The sequence below is a fragment of the Enterococcus mediterraneensis genome (assembly GCF_900604485.1).
Lineage (GTDB): Bacteria > Bacillota > Bacilli > Lactobacillales > Enterococcaceae > Enterococcus_C > Enterococcus_C mediterraneensis.
In genome coordinates this window covers 1,020,880-1,038,092 of the sequence record NZ_UWOP01000001.1, presented here as the reverse complement: position 1 = coordinate 1,038,092, position 17,213 = coordinate 1,020,880, and the positions used below count along the sequence as shown (strand labels likewise).

Annotated in this window: 17 protein-coding genes and 1 other RNA gene; 10 read left to right on the top strand and 8 right to left on the bottom strand. The window is 41.4% G+C overall.

The window, feature by feature from the left end; genetic code table 11:
- Nucleotides 1–145: 145 nt before the first annotated feature.
- The 5 genes from EFB00_RS04990 to EFB00_RS04970 all read left to right on the top strand — a co-directional run bounded on the left by EFB00_RS04990 (nt 146) and on the right by EFB00_RS04970 (nt 5,765).
- Nucleotides 146–850 carry a FadR/GntR family transcriptional regulator gene (locus EFB00_RS04990; RefSeq protein WP_122645807.1) on the top strand — a complete coding sequence of 235 codons (705 nt, stop codon included), beginning with the start codon at nt 146–148 and terminating at the stop codon, nt 848–850.
- Nucleotides 851–1,126: 276 nt separating this feature from the next.
- Complete coding sequence (locus tag EFB00_RS04985; protein ID WP_122645806.1) at nt 1,127–2,434, top strand: PTS sugar transporter subunit IIC; 1,308 nt, start codon at nt 1,127–1,129, stop codon at nt 2,432–2,434.
- A gap of 14 nt (nt 2,435–2,448) precedes the next feature.
- A complete protein-coding gene (locus EFB00_RS04980) occupies nt 2,449–3,867 on the top strand; it encodes a glycoside hydrolase family 1 protein (protein WP_122645805.1) in 1,419 nt (472 codons plus the stop codon).
- Between the two features lie 141 nt (nt 3,868–4,008).
- The gene (locus tag EFB00_RS04975) at nt 4,009–5,382 is read left to right on the top strand and encodes a gluconokinase (RefSeq protein WP_122645804.1); all 1,374 of its coding nucleotides are present in this window, start codon (nt 4,009–4,011) and stop codon (nt 5,380–5,382) included.
- A 128-nt stretch (nt 5,383–5,510) separates the two neighbouring features.
- Nucleotides 5,511–5,765 carry a hypothetical protein gene (locus tag EFB00_RS04970; RefSeq protein ID WP_122645803.1) on the top strand — a complete coding sequence of 85 codons (255 nt, stop codon included), beginning with the start codon at nt 5,511–5,513 and terminating at the stop codon, nt 5,763–5,765.
- A 96-nt stretch (nt 5,766–5,861) separates the two neighbouring features.
- Here EFB00_RS04970 and EFB00_RS04965 read toward each other — a convergent pair whose 3' ends face one another.
- The gene (locus EFB00_RS04965) at nt 5,862–6,272 is read right to left on the bottom strand and encodes an Ohr family peroxiredoxin (protein WP_122645802.1); all 411 of its coding nucleotides are present in this window, start codon (nt 6,270–6,272) and stop codon (nt 5,862–5,864) included.
- Between the two features lie 293 nt (nt 6,273–6,565).
- On the opposite strand from EFB00_RS04965, the gene EFB00_RS04960 reads away from it, so the two are divergent.
- The 4 genes from EFB00_RS04960 (at nt 6,566) to EFB00_RS04945 (ending at nt 9,523) form a co-directional block, all read left to right on the top strand.
- Entirely contained in the window at nt 6,566–7,138 is a 573-nt protein-coding gene (locus EFB00_RS04960) for a TMEM175 family protein (RefSeq protein WP_122645801.1), read from the top strand.
- A 13-nt stretch (nt 7,139–7,151) separates the two neighbouring features.
- Nucleotides 7,152–7,454: a DUF5960 family protein gene (locus EFB00_RS04955; RefSeq protein WP_122645800.1), complete on the top strand. Its 303-nt coding sequence runs from the start codon at nt 7,152–7,154 to the stop codon at nt 7,452–7,454.
- A 245-nt stretch (nt 7,455–7,699) separates the two neighbouring features.
- A complete protein-coding gene (locus EFB00_RS04950; RefSeq protein ID WP_122645799.1) occupies nt 7,700–9,223 on the top strand; it encodes an ABC-F family ATP-binding cassette domain-containing protein in 1,524 nt (507 codons plus the stop codon).
- A 12-nt stretch (nt 9,224–9,235) separates the two neighbouring features.
- Nucleotides 9,236–9,523 carry a hypothetical protein gene (locus EFB00_RS04945; RefSeq protein ID WP_122645798.1) on the top strand — a complete coding sequence of 96 codons (288 nt, stop codon included), beginning with the start codon at nt 9,236–9,238 and terminating at the stop codon, nt 9,521–9,523.
- Between the two features lie 97 nt (nt 9,524–9,620).
- On the opposite strand, the gene EFB00_RS04940 is transcribed toward EFB00_RS04945, so the two are convergent.
- From EFB00_RS04940 to EFB00_RS04930, 3 genes are all read right to left on the bottom strand, one after another.
- Nucleotides 9,621–10,325: a YoaK family protein gene (locus tag EFB00_RS04940; RefSeq protein ID WP_122645797.1), complete on the bottom strand. Its 705-nt coding sequence runs from the start codon at nt 10,323–10,325 to the stop codon at nt 9,621–9,623.
- 153 nt (nt 10,326–10,478) lie between these two features.
- The gene (locus tag EFB00_RS04935) at nt 10,479–10,994 is read right to left on the bottom strand and encodes a DJ-1/PfpI/YhbO family deglycase/protease (protein ID WP_122645796.1); all 516 of its coding nucleotides are present in this window, start codon (nt 10,992–10,994) and stop codon (nt 10,479–10,481) included.
- A 135-nt stretch (nt 10,995–11,129) separates the two neighbouring features.
- Nucleotides 11,130–12,743, bottom strand: a complete 1,614-nt coding sequence (locus tag EFB00_RS04930; protein ID WP_122645795.1) for an FAD-dependent oxidoreductase — start codon at nt 12,741–12,743, stop codon at nt 11,130–11,132.
- Nucleotides 12,744–13,020: 277 nt separating this feature from the next.
- Here EFB00_RS04930 and EFB00_RS04925 point away from each other — a divergent pair, with 277 nt between their 5' ends.
- Nucleotides 13,021–14,481 (top strand): peptide MFS transporter, encoded by a 1,461-nt coding sequence (locus EFB00_RS04925; protein ID WP_122645794.1) that lies wholly within the window; start codon nt 13,021–13,023, stop codon nt 14,479–14,481.
- Between the two features lie 93 nt (nt 14,482–14,574).
- Here EFB00_RS04925 and EFB00_RS04920 read toward each other — a convergent pair whose 3' ends face one another.
- The 4 genes from EFB00_RS04920 to EFB00_RS04905 form a co-directional block, all read right to left on the bottom strand.
- Complete coding sequence (locus tag EFB00_RS04920; protein WP_122645793.1) at nt 14,575–15,045, bottom strand: universal stress protein; 471 nt, start codon at nt 15,043–15,045, stop codon at nt 14,575–14,577.
- A gap of 73 nt (nt 15,046–15,118) precedes the next feature.
- A complete protein-coding gene (locus tag EFB00_RS04915) occupies nt 15,119–15,391 on the bottom strand; it encodes a hypothetical protein (protein ID WP_122645792.1) in 273 nt (90 codons plus the stop codon).
- A 143-nt stretch (nt 15,392–15,534) separates the two neighbouring features.
- Nucleotides 15,535–15,729: non-coding RNA, 6S RNA (gene ssrS / locus EFB00_RS04910), on the bottom strand.
- A gap of 74 nt (nt 15,730–15,803) precedes the next feature.
- The gene (locus EFB00_RS04905; RefSeq protein ID WP_122645791.1) at nt 15,804–17,105 is read right to left on the bottom strand and encodes a replication-associated recombination protein A; all 1,302 of its coding nucleotides are present in this window, start codon (nt 17,103–17,105) and stop codon (nt 15,804–15,806) included.
- Nucleotides 17,106–17,213 lie beyond the last annotated feature (108 nt).

Here is a 17,213-nt window from a genome sequence, read left to right as displayed (position 1 = left end):
TGAATGGTATTATTTTCTGATATAGAAAAATAATCGAAAAGATAACTAACAACTCCAATTAGGAAACCAGCGAACGGATTTGTGTTTACTTGTGCTATCAGTTAAAATGATAGACATCAGATGAATTTAAGAAAGGAGTAAACACATGGAAAACAAAACGCTGGTAGATAAAACAGTAGATAAGATCATCCGCTATATCAATGAGAATGATCTGGATGTGGGTATGAAGTTGCCTAATGAGTATGAACTGTCTCAGCAATTAGATGTTGGTCGCAGCACAGTACGGGAATCGGTAAAAGCATTGGCCTCAAGAAATGTATTGGAAGTGCGTCAAGGCGCTGGTACCTTCATCAGCAGCAAACGAGGAATCGCGACTGATCCATTAGGTTTTTCGTTGATCAAAGACCAAGATAAAATGATTTCAGATCTATTTGAGCTAAGATATCTGCTGGAACCTAAAATGGCTGCACTAGCTGCAAAACATGCGACAAATGAACAAATCGAAAAAATGAATCGATTGAGAATTGAGATCGAAGAATCCTTTTATCAAAACGATAAACGGCATGTTGAATTGGATATTGATTTCCATACGACGATTGCAGAAGCAAGCGGCAATGTCGCACTGTTTCATATCGTACCGATCATTAACGAAGCAATCGCCTTATTCAATAAAAATTATGATATCCAGCACCTCAAAATCGAGACGATCGATATGCATAAAGATATAACTGAAGCGATCGGAAAACACGATGAAACCGGCGCATTGGATGCTATGACGATTCACATGGCAAACAACCGCAAACAATTAAATGCGATTATTCATCAAAAAAATGAAATCGGTAACAAATGATATTGACAAGTCATCTGATGTATTTTATAGTACATACATCAGATGACTTTTTCTTTTGGCAGAAATAATTATCCACAAAAATTCTTATTATTTAAAAACCCAATATTGTAAGCGTTGTATTTCGTGCGTTTGTGAAAGTTTTCTGATAAAAGATACGCAGTGAGTTATTGGGAAAAATGAACTATCCAGCAAGAAGGACATACGTTTTTAAGGAAAAATATAATTTACAGTTCCAAGACGTGTGACCAAGTAGTAGACTGAAAGGGGAAGAATTAAATGGAAACAGGTTTTATGGATAAATTGGCAAATATATTAGGGAAATTTGCCACAAAAATCAATAGTCTGCGCTACATCAAGGTGATCAAAGACGCATTTGCTTCATTGATCCCTGTCATTATCACAGGAGCATTCGGGACATTGTTTTCAGCGATGGTTTTTGATTCGGAAAATGGATTGGCACAGATCAATGCTCTGCGGTTTTTAGAGGATTTGAAACCGATATCTTCAGCTATTAGTTATGTGACATTGAGCTTTTTAACCATCTATGCGGTATTTTTGATTGGGATCGAATTGGCGAAATTGAATAATGTCAAAGGGATCTTTCCGGGAGTCGTGGCAGTCATGTCCTATCTTTCGGTGAATCCGACAGTCTATGAATTTGTTAATAATGATACAACAGTCATAGCGGAAAATGTTTTGGCAAAACAGTATACGGATACGAAGGGTTTGTTTTTAGGGATGTTCGTTGCGATCATCTCCATTGAATTATATTGTTGGTTAGGCCGTCAAAAGAAATTGCAGTTAAAGATGCCTGAGACGGTGCCCGCAAATGTGGCTTCTAGTTTTTCGGCATTGTTCCCAACGATTTTAACAGTTGCGATCATCGCGACACTAGGCTTTATTATCAAGGCAATCACCGGTTCTTATGCCTATGATATTATTTATAATATTATTCAACGGCCTTTAGAAGGCGTCGTTCAAGGTCTTCCTGGAATATTGCTGCTGATGTTTATTGCTCAAATCTTTTGGGTTATCGGGATCCACGGAAATCAAATGGTCAAACCGATCCGCGAGCCATTATTGCTGGCAGCGATCGCCGTCAATACCGAAGCGTTTGAAGCTGGTAAAGAAGTACCAAATATCATTACGATGCCATTTTGGGATATGTATATGAATATGGGTGGTTCAGGTGTCACGATTGGGTTGCTAGTCGCGATCTTATTAGTCGGAAAACGGGAAGATATGCGTCAGATCACAAAGCTTTCTTTGGCGCCGGGAATCTTCAATATCAATGAACCTGTGATCTTCGGAATGCCGATCATGCTGAATCCGATCTTGGCGATCCCATTTGTCATCACACCGCTGATCACTGGTACGATCGGATATATAGCAACAACAATGGGCTTTGCTGCCAAAGCAGTCGTGATGGTGCCGTGGCCAATGCCGCCGATCGTCAACGCATATTTGGCAACAGCAGGTGATATCGGAGCGGTCATTACACAAATCGTGTGTATCGTAGTATCGATCTTGATCTATCTGCCATTTGTAAAAGTCATGAATCGTACACGCAATGAAGTTGCTTAATCAAGGAGGACATTATGAAAATCGCTATACCTGAAAATTTTATTATCGGCGCCGCTTCGTCGGCTTGGCAAACAGAAGGCTGGCATGGGAAAAAAGATGGACAAGATTCATTCCTAGACAGCTGGTATAAAGAAGAAACTTTTGTGTGGCATAATGGATATGGTCCAGCAGTGGCTACGAATTTTATGGAAAAATACCAAGATGATGTCGATCTGATGAAAGAGATCCACTTGACACATTATCGTACGTCGATCAACTGGGCACGTTTTTTCACTGATTATGAAAATCTGGTAGTTGATGAAGAATACGCGCAGCACATCAGCGACATGGTGGATGCATTATTGGCCGCCGGTGTGGAACCGATGCTTTGCTTGGAACATTATGAACTGCCGTCTTATTTAATGGAGAAATACGATGGCTGGTCATCAAAAAAAGTCGTTGAATTATATGCAGAGTATGCGCGGATCGCTTTTGAACGTTACGGTGATCGGGTCAAACATTGGTTTACCTTCAACGAACCGATCGTTGTGCAAACTCGCTGCTATTTAGATGCGGTACGCTGGCCTCATGAACAAAACACGAAAAAATGGATGCTGTGGAACTATCACAAAGTTTTAGCGACAGCAAAAGCGGTAGCAATCTATCACGCCGGAAATTATGGCGGCAGGATCGGTTGTGTGCTGAATCCGGAGATGGTCTATCCTCGTTCAAATTCAGCGGAGGATCAAAAAGCAGCAGAGATGTACGATCTGTTCTTCAACCGTGTCTATTTTGATCCAATGGTCAATGGTGTGTATCCGCAAAAATTGATCGAGCTTTGCCAAGAACACGAGATCTATTTTGATCCGACGCCAGAGGAATTGGCGATCATCAAAGAAAATACAGTTGATTTTTTAGGGGTCAATCAGTATTATCCGAAGCGTGTGAGAGCTCCTCGTTATCAATGGAATCCAGAAATGCCATTCCATCCGGAAATGTACTATGAAGTATTCGATCTGCCAGGGAAAAAAATGAACAATTCCCGCGGCTGGGAGATCTATCCGCAAATCATGTATGATATGGCGATGTATCTGAAAAATAATTATCATAATATTCCTTGGCTGGTAACTGAAAACGGCATGGGTCGGGAAAATGAAGAAAACTACCAAAACGAACAAGGTATGGTAGAAGATGATTACCGTATCGATTTCATCAGCCAGCACTTGCGCTATTTATTGAAGGCTGTGGCAGATGGCGCCAATTGCGAGGGCTATATGCTCTGGGCCTTTACTGATTGCGTGTCGCCAATGAATGCCTTTAAAAATCGTTATGGTCTGGTTCGTATCGAATTAAACGAAGAACGTACCCGTTCTCTGAAAAAATCCGCGTATTGGTACCGTTCGTTGATCGATGATCGCATACTGGAAGCAGAAGAGGAAAAACTTTATAGATAATATGGCGGGTAGAAATTGATCTTTGATCGATGTCTGCCCGTTTTACATGAAACTATTTTATAGATGATCGCAAGTAAAAGCAGTCAGCTTAACAAATGAGCAGGAACTTTTCAGCTATCTGTCGAGAAGGGAAGTGGGAAAATGGAACAGTATTTTTTAGGGATCGATATCGGCACGACCGCCATCAAATTCGGCGTGATCGCTGAAGACGACGTACGATTCAAAACAGCTGTCGAATTAGCCACCTATTATGAAAACAAACAAAACTATCAAAAAGCAGAGGATGTCTTGCAAGGAGTCATTGAGGGCATCAAACAAATTCCTGAATCTTTCAGAGAGAAAATCAGTACTATCGGATTCAGTGTCCCGATGCACAGCTGTATGCCAGTAGTTGACGGCAAGTATGAAAAAATATTTATCTGGTCTGATAATCAAGCAGAAGAAACAATCGAGGCATTCAAAAAAACACCAGAAGCAACCCGCTTTTATTTAAAGAGCGGGACACCGATCCACCCAATGTCGCCCTTTGCTAAGATTTTGTATTTCCAGCAAACTAAGCAGTATGGCCCCCGGACCCGATATTATGGTTTTAAAGAACTGATCCTGAACTTTTTTACAGGCAGTTATCGGATCGATCGTTCGACAGCTTCGGCGACTGGATTGTTCCATACAACAGAATTGACATGGGATGAAGAAATCTTGGACTATTTAAAAATCCAAGAAGATCAATTGGCTGAGATCGTAGACTCGACAGCAATGTTTCCCATCCAAAAAAACGTTGCGGAAGAATTGGAACTCAACGCAGGTACAATGATCTTGGCTGGGGCCAGTGACGGGTGTTTGGCGGCGTATGCCAGTTACCGTTCGACTGGGATCAGCGACAGTTTAACGATTGGTACGAGCGCCGCTATCAGAAAAGTGACGGATCATCCCCATTTTGAAAGCAGTCAACAGAACTTCTGCTATTATTTGAACGAAGAATTCTATGTAGTGGGTGCGCCCTCCAATAACGGCGGATGTGTGTTGGAATGGGCACAAAATCAGCTTTTTGATGAAAACTTTTTTGAACAGCTGCCAAAGTGGCTGGAAAAATCACCGCAAGGAGCAAACGGCTTGCGCTTTCATCCGTATATCAATGGCGAACGGGCTCCTTTTTGGCGTAATGATGTATCAGCACAGTTGAAATATCTGACCATCAAACATACGAAACAAGACATTGCCCGCAGTATTGCAGAAGGAATCTTGATGAATCTCAAAATATTAGCCAAAATGGTGGAAACAAGTGACCATCTAGCTATCAGCGGCGGTTTTTTTAGAACGGAAGCTTTGGGTCAATTGACAGCAGATATTTTAGGCGCAGACTGTCTGCTTTCGGAAAAAAATGAACCTGTTTTTGGTCTGTACTATTTACTATATCCGCAAAAAAATCAGCGGAAAGACCCTAAACAGCACTTTGTCAGCGATCCTGCTGCAAAAGAAGAGTACGAACAACTCTTTTCGACTTATTTTGAATAGGCGAACAGCAGCTTGTCATTCGAAAAACCGGCTATTCTAAAAAAATTCTTAACCTCAAATAAGATGCTAGTCTTTTATCATCGTTTGGATTATAATCTAGTCTAATTGATGAAAAGGGAGTGTAGAAATTGGATTGGCAAACACTTTTTGCGCTTGTCGAAGAGAACTGCGAAAAGGTCGTTCCTATCGAAATGGCAAGCGGGCTTTGTTATGTCTATCAAACACGAAAAAAAGGTTTTCCTTTTAGGAATGTTGTTTATTGTCAGAAAAAAGCTTTTGCGGCAAATGAATTGGAAGAAATCGTGACATTTTTGAAAAAATACGGGTATCATCCAGAGGTGCAAAACGCTCTGACAGAAGCCGAAAAAATTGGTATAAAGTAGACAGAAGTTTGACATTCTGATTTTGAAACTGGTCGAAATATTTCCGTATAAAATAAAAACGAGCCTCTCAGCGCTAAGCTGAAAGACTCGTTTTTTTTATTCTGCTTGGTAAGTTACTTCGATATTGTTATCTACTGCTTTTGAGTAAGGGCAGATATGAGAAGTTTCTTCTATATATTTCTGGGTTTCTTCTTTTGAGAGACCTTCGACGTGAGCGATGATCACCACAGCGATATGCAAGCTGGTTGGATCACTCATATCACCTAATAAACTGACTTCTGCGCGGACACTGCGAGGTTTATCTCCCAGACCATCACGTTCTAGCGGAAAGGACATGGCACCGTTGAAACATGCGGAGAATCCGGCAGCGAATAATTCTTCCGGATTTGTGTAGCCCTCTTTTTTGGTCATCGTTGTTTTTACATTCAAATAACCTGTTACTGAGTCGCTTTCTCCTTCGCGGCCACCTTTATTGACAACAGTTGCAACTGATAATTTTTTAACCATTTTACTCATCCTCTCTATTTAGCTTACAAAAATATTATACGTAAAATAAATGATTACTGAAAATTATATGCCTAATTCCACTGGAAGAGCACTGATTGGAACGAAAAATAAATATTCTGGTATACTTGAAAAAAGGATAACAGAAAAGCGGACGGATAAAGAAAACGAATAGTCGCAGCAGCTTATTACAAGGAGAAAAATATAACAAGCCAGCGATAAAAACGAAATGATTGACGAATCCAACAAACCATACGATAATACGTTCACTAAACTTGGTTATCGGAGGGGAAAAAATGCCTAAAACAAGGATCGAAGCTTTTACAGATGCCGTGATCGCTATCGTGATGACGATTCTAGTCTTAGAATTGAAAAAGCCTGAGGGAGATACTTGGAAAGCTTTTGAAGGAACAGGCCATCAGTTTGTCATCTATTTAATCAGTTTTATTTTACTCGCTATCTACTGGAACAACCATCATCATATGTTTCATATCGTTCGAAAAGTTGATGGTTGGGTACTGTGGGCGAATAATTTTTTGATTTTGATGATGAGTCTTTTTCCATTTGCAACAGCATGGGTGGGAGATCATCCAACTTCCCTTGCACCGCAATTATTGTATGGAATGATTCTTTTCGGAGCCGATCTGGCGTATTTGCTCGTTGGATTGTCACTGGTACGGGTCAATGGCAAAAATTCAGCTGTGGGACGTTTATTTAGCCATTATCATAAGATTTATGTTACATTGCTATTGAATATAGTAGCGCTTTTTGCTGGATGGCTGATCCATCCTATGAGTGTTTTGGTAGTCAATGGCTTGATGCTGTTATTATGGTTTATTCCAGAGAAGAAAATTGAAAAAATCAATTAAGGAGGACATTCACATGATGGAGTTGTTTAAAGGGCAAGAGGAATTTTTAGAGGATTATAAAAAAGCTGCAAAAAACTACGGCAGTGACAAAGAGATCGTGGATGCGGTCATGGATCAATTAAACGAACAGCAAATGAAAGATCAAGAAAATTTGCAATTTGTTCTATCAGCTGAACAATCAACTGCAGATAAAGCAATTATTTTTCCCTTTACGAAAGAGTTATATTCTGAAGATCAAGAAGCAACCATCTCCACACGTTTTTGCTATGCAGGAACAGACTACCGTCCGGAAATCGAAACCGATGAACAACCTTAAAGAAAATCTCGCGTTTTGACATTCTGATAGTAAGATGTTAAACTTTGGGACGCTTAGATGAAGAAATCTTTTTAGTATTGACTGTTAACAAAGGATGCAGATAAGATTTCCGCATACTGATCGGCTAAAGTGATGATCTGGAGGCTATCAAAAAATTGATGGCACGCAGAAATTCGGCTTTCAAAAGCAATCATAAGCTATAGACAATTTTGTCTATGGCTTTTTTTATGAGAGAAGGAAATAAAATGTTGAACTTGACCAATATCACCCAGCAATTCGGGGAAAAGGTATTGTATGAAAATTTGAATCTACAGATCAATAAAGGGGAACATGTGGGATTGATCGGACAAAACGGCGCCGGCAAAAGTACACTAGTCAAAATCATTACTGGCGAGCTTTTAACGGATGAAGGTCAGGTAGAGTACCCTAAAAACAGCAAAATCGGTTACTTGGATCAATATGTCCAAGTGGATGAACAGCTGACGATCATGGATTTTTTAAAGACCGCTTTTCAAGAAGAGTTGACGAAGGAACAAAAAATCGTATCATTGTATACGGAATATTCGGAAACGCTGGAAGACAAATTGCTGGAAAAAGCCGGACGTCTGCAAACGGAACTAGATCAAGGGGACTTTTACCAGATGGAAACGGTGATCCAAGAGATGGCTACCGGTCTTGGGATCGATGTCTTGGGACTGGATACCCGGTTGGAAAATCTCAGCGGTGGGCAACGGTCTAAGATCATCCTAGCTAAACTTTTGCTGGAAAAACCGGCGATGCTGGTATTGGATGAACCTACCAACCATTTGGATGATACTCATGTCCAATGGCTGACACAATTTTTACAAGACTTTGCCGGAACCTTTCTAGTGATCTCTCACGATCGCCACTTTTTGAATGCAATCGTGACCCATGTGGCGGATATCGAATTCGGCCAATTGACAAAATACACGGGGAACCTGGATCAAGCGCTGAAACAAAAAGAAGTCAATCGCGAATCTTATCTGCGTCAATACGCGGCCCAAAAACGTCAAATCGAAAAAACGGAAGCATATATCCGCAAATATAAAGCCGGTTCCCGCTCAACCATCGCGAAAAGTCGGCAAAAGCAGTTGGATAAAGTTCAGCGTCTGACACCGCCGGCAAGCACAGCGAAGCCTCAAATCGTATTTCCTTATCAAGAAATCGTCACGACATTTGCATTAGAGACCGATCAATTGGAGATCGGTTATGATCGGCCGCTGCTTCCGCCGATCGATCTGTCGCTGCGTTATGGAGAAAAGGTGGCCATTCGCGGGTTCAATGGGATCGGTAAATCGACGCTGTTGAAAACATTGATCGGTGAGCTTTCACCGCTAAGTGGTGGGTTCCATTTTCCAGAAAATACCATCATCAATTATTTTTCCCAAGAATTGTCATGGGAAAATCCATTGGCGACACCACTTCAGTATTTGAGTGATCTGTTTCCAAAAGCTACCGTCAAAGAATTGCGGCGGCAGCTGTCCCGTGCCGGTTTAGCCAATCAATTGGCACAAGAGCCGCTGCGTTTATTGAGCGGCGGCGAGCAAGCAAAGGTCAAATTTGCGCAGATGACGATGCAAAAAAGCAATTTTTTGATTTTAGATGAACCTACCAACCATATCGACCAAGAAACAAAAGAGAACCTGCAGCAAAGCTTTGAAAGATTTGCCGGTACTGTGATCGTGGTTTCCCACGAACCCGGCTTTTACGATGATTTTGTTCAGCGAGTGATCGATCTGCAAGAATGAGGAGGGAAAATAATGTTTGATATTTTTGATGAGATCAATCTGACTGTAGTTGAACTGCCGATTGAAATCGAAGAAGAAAAACCTGTCTATCGAGGATTTATCCGGGAACTGCCTTTTATCAGCGGCGAAGGCAGTTCCCGCCAAGAGCTCTATCGCCAATTAGCTGAGAAATACCAAGAATACAGCGAAACCCAAGAGCCTGTCCAAGAAGAAATGACTTCTTCATTACTGTCGTATGAAGAATTATTGAAGTATTACGATGGAGAATCGTTCGACGGGTTTCAATTGCCCCATCAATAAAATCAAAAAAGCCTCCTACAGTTGATGTACGTACGCTCCGAAGTCTGCCATAAAAGGCGATCGGAGCAGTCATCAACTGCTAGAGGCTTTTTTACTGTTATGGAAGTTTATTGTTCTTTCCTATTGAAAAGGATGTTTCACGATAAAATCGCAAAGTCATCAGTGTTTCATAAAGTGCCAGCAAGATGAAGATGATGGCGATCAGCAAGACAGCTTTATAGCCGATCCAATGGTAACAAGCGATAGAAACGACACCGCCGGCAATAAAGGATAAGACGACCCGCAAGAAATGCATGAAGTTTTCCCAATCTTTTTGTTCCTTAGTTTTTAGATAATCATAGAGATTCGTTGCGACACCTTTTAAATTCCCGGTTGTAAATAGATTCGTGTAGGCACGGCCGTTGATCTTGTCAAAGGCGATCCACTGTATGGCCGCGGTAAAAGCGATCAGCACTGTTACCAATGCAGGATAGACATTGACAACTTTCAAGCTGATCACAAAAAAGATCACTGCTTCATAATAGAGAACGAACAGCCGCCAGAAATGCCAATTTTTTTTGCGGAAATAATCAATGGCAAATTTCGCTAATAAAATCCCAACGAAGAAAAAGAGTGTAGAGAGCAGTTTTTTGCCGACACTGGCCCAATCACCAGAAAATCCGTGGATGATCGCCAAAACCAGATTTCCGGTTTGTGCCGAAGCAAAAGCATCATAGTGGATATAAGTATAGGCATCCATCGCGCCGCCGATAAACGTCAGCAGCAGTCCGACAAATTGATCTTCATGAAAAGAGTGTTTCATTGTTTCACCAACCTAAGTTATTATGGAAACTATGTTACCACAATTTTTCTGAAAAGAATGCAGAAAAAATATTTTTACTTATTTTCAATCAAAAAAGCAGCAGACTGTCAACCAGTCTTACTGCTCAAATATTCATAAAATTAGGTTTTAAAATCAGTTGTTCGTTGCCAAAGCATTGACGATCGCGGCATTGAAGGAGTCAAGATCTCCCGGATTGCGGCTAGTGATCAGATGATAAGATTCATCGAAAACTACAGGATCGTCTTTGACTACTGCACCGGCATAGGCTAGATCCGGCATGATGGACTGATACCCAGTCAGTGTCAGATTAGGCACTAATTCTGTTTGAATGAAAAGCTGTGGTCCATGGCAAATCGCAAATACTGGACGCGGTGATTCTAAAAAGTCTTTCGTCAATTGGACATAGCGTTCGTCTGTCCGCAACTGATCTGGAGAGAAACCTCCCGGGATCAATAAAGCGTCAAAATCTTTCCAGGAAATTTCATCAATCGATGCATCAGCTTTAAACGTTTCCCCTTTTTTGCCCTTTACCGTTTCTTTTTCACTGATGATCACTACTTGATGCCCAGCATCTTCCAATGCTTGTTTTGGTGAAGTAACTTCGATATCTTCCACGAAATCTGTCATGATTACTGCTACCTTACTCATCAAAATGCCTCCTTGAAATTATTTTGTTGCTACTATTAATGATAGAGAAATACTTCTTTTTTTACAAATCATTTGAATGAAAATGAAAAAAGACGGCTGATGCCGTCTCCTTTTAACTGCTGGGTTTTTGCTAATTTATTCTTGGATCAATATTGCCTGTACGCCTTTGCCGGCAAGGATACGGGCCGCGTTGTAAGGATTAAGTCCTTTGCGATAGGTGATATAGATCTTTTTATCTGTTGGGATCTCGTCAAGTCGCTCCCGTAAAACACTCAGTGGGATATTTTTCGTCGCGTTGACAGTACCGGACACCGGTTTGTCAGCTTCGCGAATATCTAAGAAGAAGGCTGTCTTAAAATCTTCTTCGGGGATCTCATCGCGAGCGATGGAGATGACAGTGTTGGTCAATTGATTGATCGCGACATAGCCGGCAGTATTCAATGGATCACGAGTCGTTGAATATGGCGGGGAGTAAGGCAGTTCCAGATCAGGCAGATCAAAGACTGTCAGATTACCGGTGATCGCAACAGACAGTTCGCCGATACGTTTGTCGACACCATTTTCACCAACTGCTTGCCCGCCTAAAATCTTACCGGTGCCTTCTTCAAAAATCAGCTTTAGATTAAGACGCTTAGCATCTGGATAGAAATAGGCATGATCAAACGGCGTAATAAAGACTGCTTTATAATTGGTGATCCCATTTGCTTCCAACATATGCTCAGTATAGCCCACGAAACTGGCAGTCAAATCAAAGATTTTCGCTACACCAGCGCCGATAAAACCGCGATAAATCAAAGGGTTTCCACTGAGGATATCTGCCAGTAAATGACCTTGGCGATTGGCTGCGCTGGAAAGCATACTTGGAGTAGGCAATCCGGTGATCCGGCTTTTTGTTTCGATCACATCTCCAATGGCATAAATGTCCGGTTGATTGGTTTCCAATTTCTCATTGACGATAATATGTTGATCTGTTCCTAATTCGATCTCGGCAGATGTTGCTAATTCATTATTAGGACGAACGCCGGCAGAACAAATCACTATATCTGCTTCAATCGTTGTACCGTCAGACAAATGCAATGTTTGTCCGTTGTCAGCAACCTCTGTTATTGTGGTATTCAGCAAAATCTCTACGCCATGCTTCTTCAATTCCGCATCAATAATTTCAGCGATTTCTGGATCATAAGGATAGGCAACTTGATCAGTTTGCTCAATAATTGCAACCTCCATTCCCCGATGACGGAAGTTTTCGGCAATCTCTAACCCAGCCATGCCTGCACCGATGATCACAGCTTTTTGAGGCAGTTTTTCAGCGATGAACTGTTTGATGTCTGCCGCATTCGTAACATTTCGCAATACAAATGTATTTTCTGCATTTTTGATTCCTTTGATATCCGGCAGAAATGCGCGGGCGCCGGCAGAGATCACCAACTTGTCGTAAGTTTCCTGATATTCTTCACCGGTTTGGAGGTTTGTGATAGTCAGTAGTTTTTTGTTCGGATCGATCTTAGTCACTTCATGGAAGACCCGTACGTCAATATTGTTTTTTGTTTTTAAAATTTCCGGCGTACGTTCGATCAATGAATCAAGATCAGTGATGACATCTCCCAAATAATAAGGTAAAGCACAGCTGGCGTAAGAGATGTGTGCTCCCCGTTCAATCATTAAAATTTCTGCATTTTCATCTAAACGTCGCAATCGGGTGGCAAAAGAAGGGCCACCGGCTACGGCACCGATCACTACAAATTTCATTTTATTCCTCCTTAAGTGAATCTCGCTTTTAGGTAATAGTACAATGTATGCGTATACTCAGCAACTATTTATACTTGAAGCGGTGCGTGTTTTTTCAAAATAGCACGATTAAGTAAAAGAAGTTAATGTTCATTTGATTGCAACGATTTTTTAATAATTATATTTAAATTTATTAATTTCGCTTGTTTTTTTGCAAAAATAAGAATAAACTATTCTTTGTCAATTTTCTGAAAAATTTTTTAATTTTTTTCAAGTAACGTAAAAAGGAGAAACACATATGAACCAGGAAAAAACGTTTATAGGTCAGCCGCGAGGATTATCTACCTTGTTCTTTACTGAAATGTGGGAACGTTTCAGCTATTATGGGATGCGCGCGATTCTTTTATATTTTATGTATGATGCTGTATCCAATGGCGGACTAGGTTTATCTAAACCAACTGCTGTCGCTATCATGTCTATCTATGGATCTTTAGTTTACATGTCCAGTATTGTCGGAGGTTGGATCTCTGACCGCTTGTTAGGTTCTTACAAGACCGTCTTCTACGGCGGCGTCTTCATTATGTTGGGACACATCGTTCTGGCTACACCGTTTGGCTTGCCGGCGCTATTTATTTCCATGATCTTGATCGTTATCGGGACTGGGATGTTGAAATCAAATGCTTCTGGTATGGTGGGACATTTGTACGCGCCAGAGGATCTTCGCCGCGATGCCGGTTTCTCGATTTTCTATATGGGGATCAATATCGGTGCGTTGCTAGCTCCGATCATCGTTGGTACATTAGGACAAAAAGTCAATTACCATCTAGGATTTTCAATTGCTGCTATTGGGATGTTCTTCGGTTTGCTGCAATATGTGATCCAAGGGAAAAAATCATTGGCGCACATCGGTCAAGAACCAACTCATCCACTGCTTGGGGAAGAAAAGAAAGTCTTTACCCGCAATATTTCATTAGGTTTATTGTTTGTCGTAGTTTTATTTGGCGGAGCAGCATTACTGGGAAGCCTAACAGTTGATTTCTTTATCAACAGTATTAGTGTACTAGGAATCTTCTTGCCGATTTATTACTTTACAAAAATGTTGCGCTCCAAAGAAGTAACATCTGAAGAAAAGAAAAAAGTGCGGGCATATATTCCTTTGTTTATCGCTGCCATCATTTTCTGGTCTTTAGAGGAACAAGGATCTTCGATTTTAGCGCTGTTTGCTGCAGAAAGAACACAAGCGACTATCTTCGGTATTACGATCCCAGCTAGTTTGTATCAAACATTGAATCCACTGTTTGTCGTTATTTTGACACCGGTTTTTGTTGCGCTATGGACGAAGATGGGCGCACGTCAACCAAAAACAGAAGTAAAATTCGCTATCGGGTTGATTATGGCAGGTCTGTCTTTTGTATTACTGATGTTCCCAAGCATGCTGTTTGGTGTTGATCATCGTGTAAGTCCTATCTGGCTGATCTTGAGTTTCTTCATTATGATCGCCGGAGAAATGTGCCTGTCACCTGTCGGATTATCCGTAACGACAAAATTAGCACCGAAAGCTTTTGAAGCACAAACATTGGCTATCTGGTTGTTGGCTGACGCTTCTTCTCAAGCGATCAATGCACAGATCGCACGCTTTTATACACCTTCTACAGAAGGAATGTATTTTGCCGTTGTCGGAGGAGTCGCAGTGATCGGTGGATTGATCCTTTATGCTGCAAGAGGTTCAATCCGTCAATTGATCGGTAATATTCATTAAAATAATCTACGTAAATATGAAAAAAGCTCCGACGATTTCGTCGGAGCTTTTTTGACACTATAATTGATATAGGAACCGAATATACGGCTCTTTCTATTTTTCTGATTCTGGTGTTTGATTATTCAAATCAGTACGTACGACTAGAACATCACAAGCAGCGTTGCGGATGACATATTCGGACACGGAACCGATAAACAAACGTTCGACAGCATTCAGTCCAGTCGCCCCTAACATGATCAAGTCAACGCCATGTTCTTTTGGTAATTGTTTTGCGATGATTGGCTTAGGTGACCCGTATTCGATCACTGTTTCAATATCTTGACAGTCTTGGCCTTTTGCAAAGTTGACATAGTCATCTAAGGTTTTTTTTGCCATTTCCGTCGCTTGTTCTGCCAACATACCGTCAAAAGAAGAAACAGTTTGAAAAGCTCGCGTATCGATAACGTGGGCAATCACTAGCTTCGCTTGATTCCGTTTCGCGACATTCACCGCTTTTTTGAAAGCTAATTCTGCTTCGTTGGAGCCGTCGACAGCCACCATGATCGTTTTATATTGTTGTAACATGTTATCACTCTCCTTGCCCTTTTCTTTTATTGTAGACCACTTCGAAAAAAAGGGAAAGAATTTCACTAGATTACTACTTCATTTTTTTAGAAAAAAGGATACTAAATACGGCTGAGACCAGCAACATCAACGCTAAAAAAAACAAAGTGATGATTTTATGATTGAAAAAGGCGATGAAAATCCCCAAAATCCCCAAAAATCCGTAAGCCAAGCCGAATGTTTGAAAGTATGCTTGGTTTTCTTCATTTTTAGGAATCAGCGTAAAGAAGATTTCTTGCTTTTTAAGCAGAAAATAGCTTACGCAAAATAAAATAACTACTGCAAATAAAACCAACCCAATAATCATGTAAATGCTCCTTAAAAAAACAGATTTTTTCAACTTCAAGTATAATGAAAGGTCACAAGAATAGCAAATCGATAAAGCTGTGTTTATTTAGACATAAAAAAACAACCTGTCTAAAGACAGGTTGCGCATTCTATAAAGAATGGGTAATATCCGTTGATGCCGTTATTCGTCCCGTAGTATTGATCCCGCGAATTGTAGCAGGTGGGTTCCACGGTCTAAGTTTCGAACTACCAAAGGAAAAGGCATGTTACCAACTTTGACACAAGACGGATCCCAAGATATCAATAAAAATGTTCGGTCAACACACAAATGGGATAACTCGTACATCACAGAATTCCCACCTCAATAGTAGCACATGAGATAAAAAGTAGCAACAAGAATGATCAAAAAAATGTAAGCGATATCTTATCGGTTAGTTGGAGTGCTTTTTCGTCTTCCGGTGCTGTTTGCGCCATTCATTGATCCGCTGATACTGCTGACCCAGTGCTTGTTCATATTTTCCGGTATGTTTAGGATGATAATAAGAAGCATCTTTGATTTTATCTGGTAAATATTGCTGATTGACCCAAGCGTCTTCGAAGTCGTGAGGGTACTGATAACCAACACCGCGATTCAATGACTTTGCGCCTTGGTAATGGCTGTCTCGCAAATGATCCGGCACATCTCCAGTGTTGCCGGTCCTGATATCTGCGATAGCGTCATCAAGCGCGCTGTAAGCAGAGTTGGATTTAGGGGATAGACATAGATCAACGACACAATCAGCTAACGGGATCCGAGCCTCTGGTAATCCCAAACGTTCTGCTGCTAAGACAGCATTGACTGTTCTGGCAGCGGCAGGCGGATTGGCTAGCCCGATATCTTCATAACCGATCACCATCAAACGCCGGCAAATGATCGCCAGATCGCCAGCTTCCACCAAACGTCCCAAATAATGCAAAGCCGCATCCACGTCGCTGCCGCGGATCGATTTTTGAAAGGCAGAGATCACATCATAATGAGCGTCGCCGTCCTTATCATGAGTCAATGCTTTTCGTTGGATACATTCCTCAATGATTTCCAGTGTCAAATGGATCTTTCCGTTTTCATCTTTCGGAGTAGAACGAACAGCCAATTCCAAACCGTTCAATGCGCTCCGCAGATCGCCATTGGTAGCGCGGGAAAGATGCAGTCGCGCATTTTCATCAATGACTACTGGATAGTCTCCCAATCCCCGCTCGCTGTCAGTCAATGCAGCATCGATGGCTTTTAAGATGTCTTGTTCATTCAATGGTTTGACTTCAAAGATCTGGGTCCGGCTGCGGATCGCCGGGCTGATGGTGATATAGGGATTTTCAGTAGTAGCGCCGATCAGGATAATCCCGCCGCTTTCTAAATGGGGCAATAAAAAATCCTGTTTTGTTTTATCCAAACGATGGACCTCATCCAACAGCAAAATGACCGTTCCGCTCATTTTCGCTTCTTCTGCGACGATTTGCAGATCTTTTTTGGTGTCGGTGGCAGCATTCAGCATGCGAAAGGCATATTTCGTAGAGCCGGCGATCGCGCTGGCGATGCTGGTTTTTCCAGTTCCAGGTGGACCATAAAGAATCATGGAAGACAGCATTTTAGCGTCTACCATTCGGCGAATGATCTTGCCGGGACCGACAAGCTGCTGCTGGCCTACGACCTCATCAAGGGTACGGGGACGCATCCGGTAAGCTAATGGTTTTTGCATACTGGTTTCCTCATTTCCAAATAGATTCATTATACTAAGCATATCACAGTTGTTTAAAAAGAATGCTTATTTGTTAACATTGAGTAGCAGACGTAGCAACTGACCCGA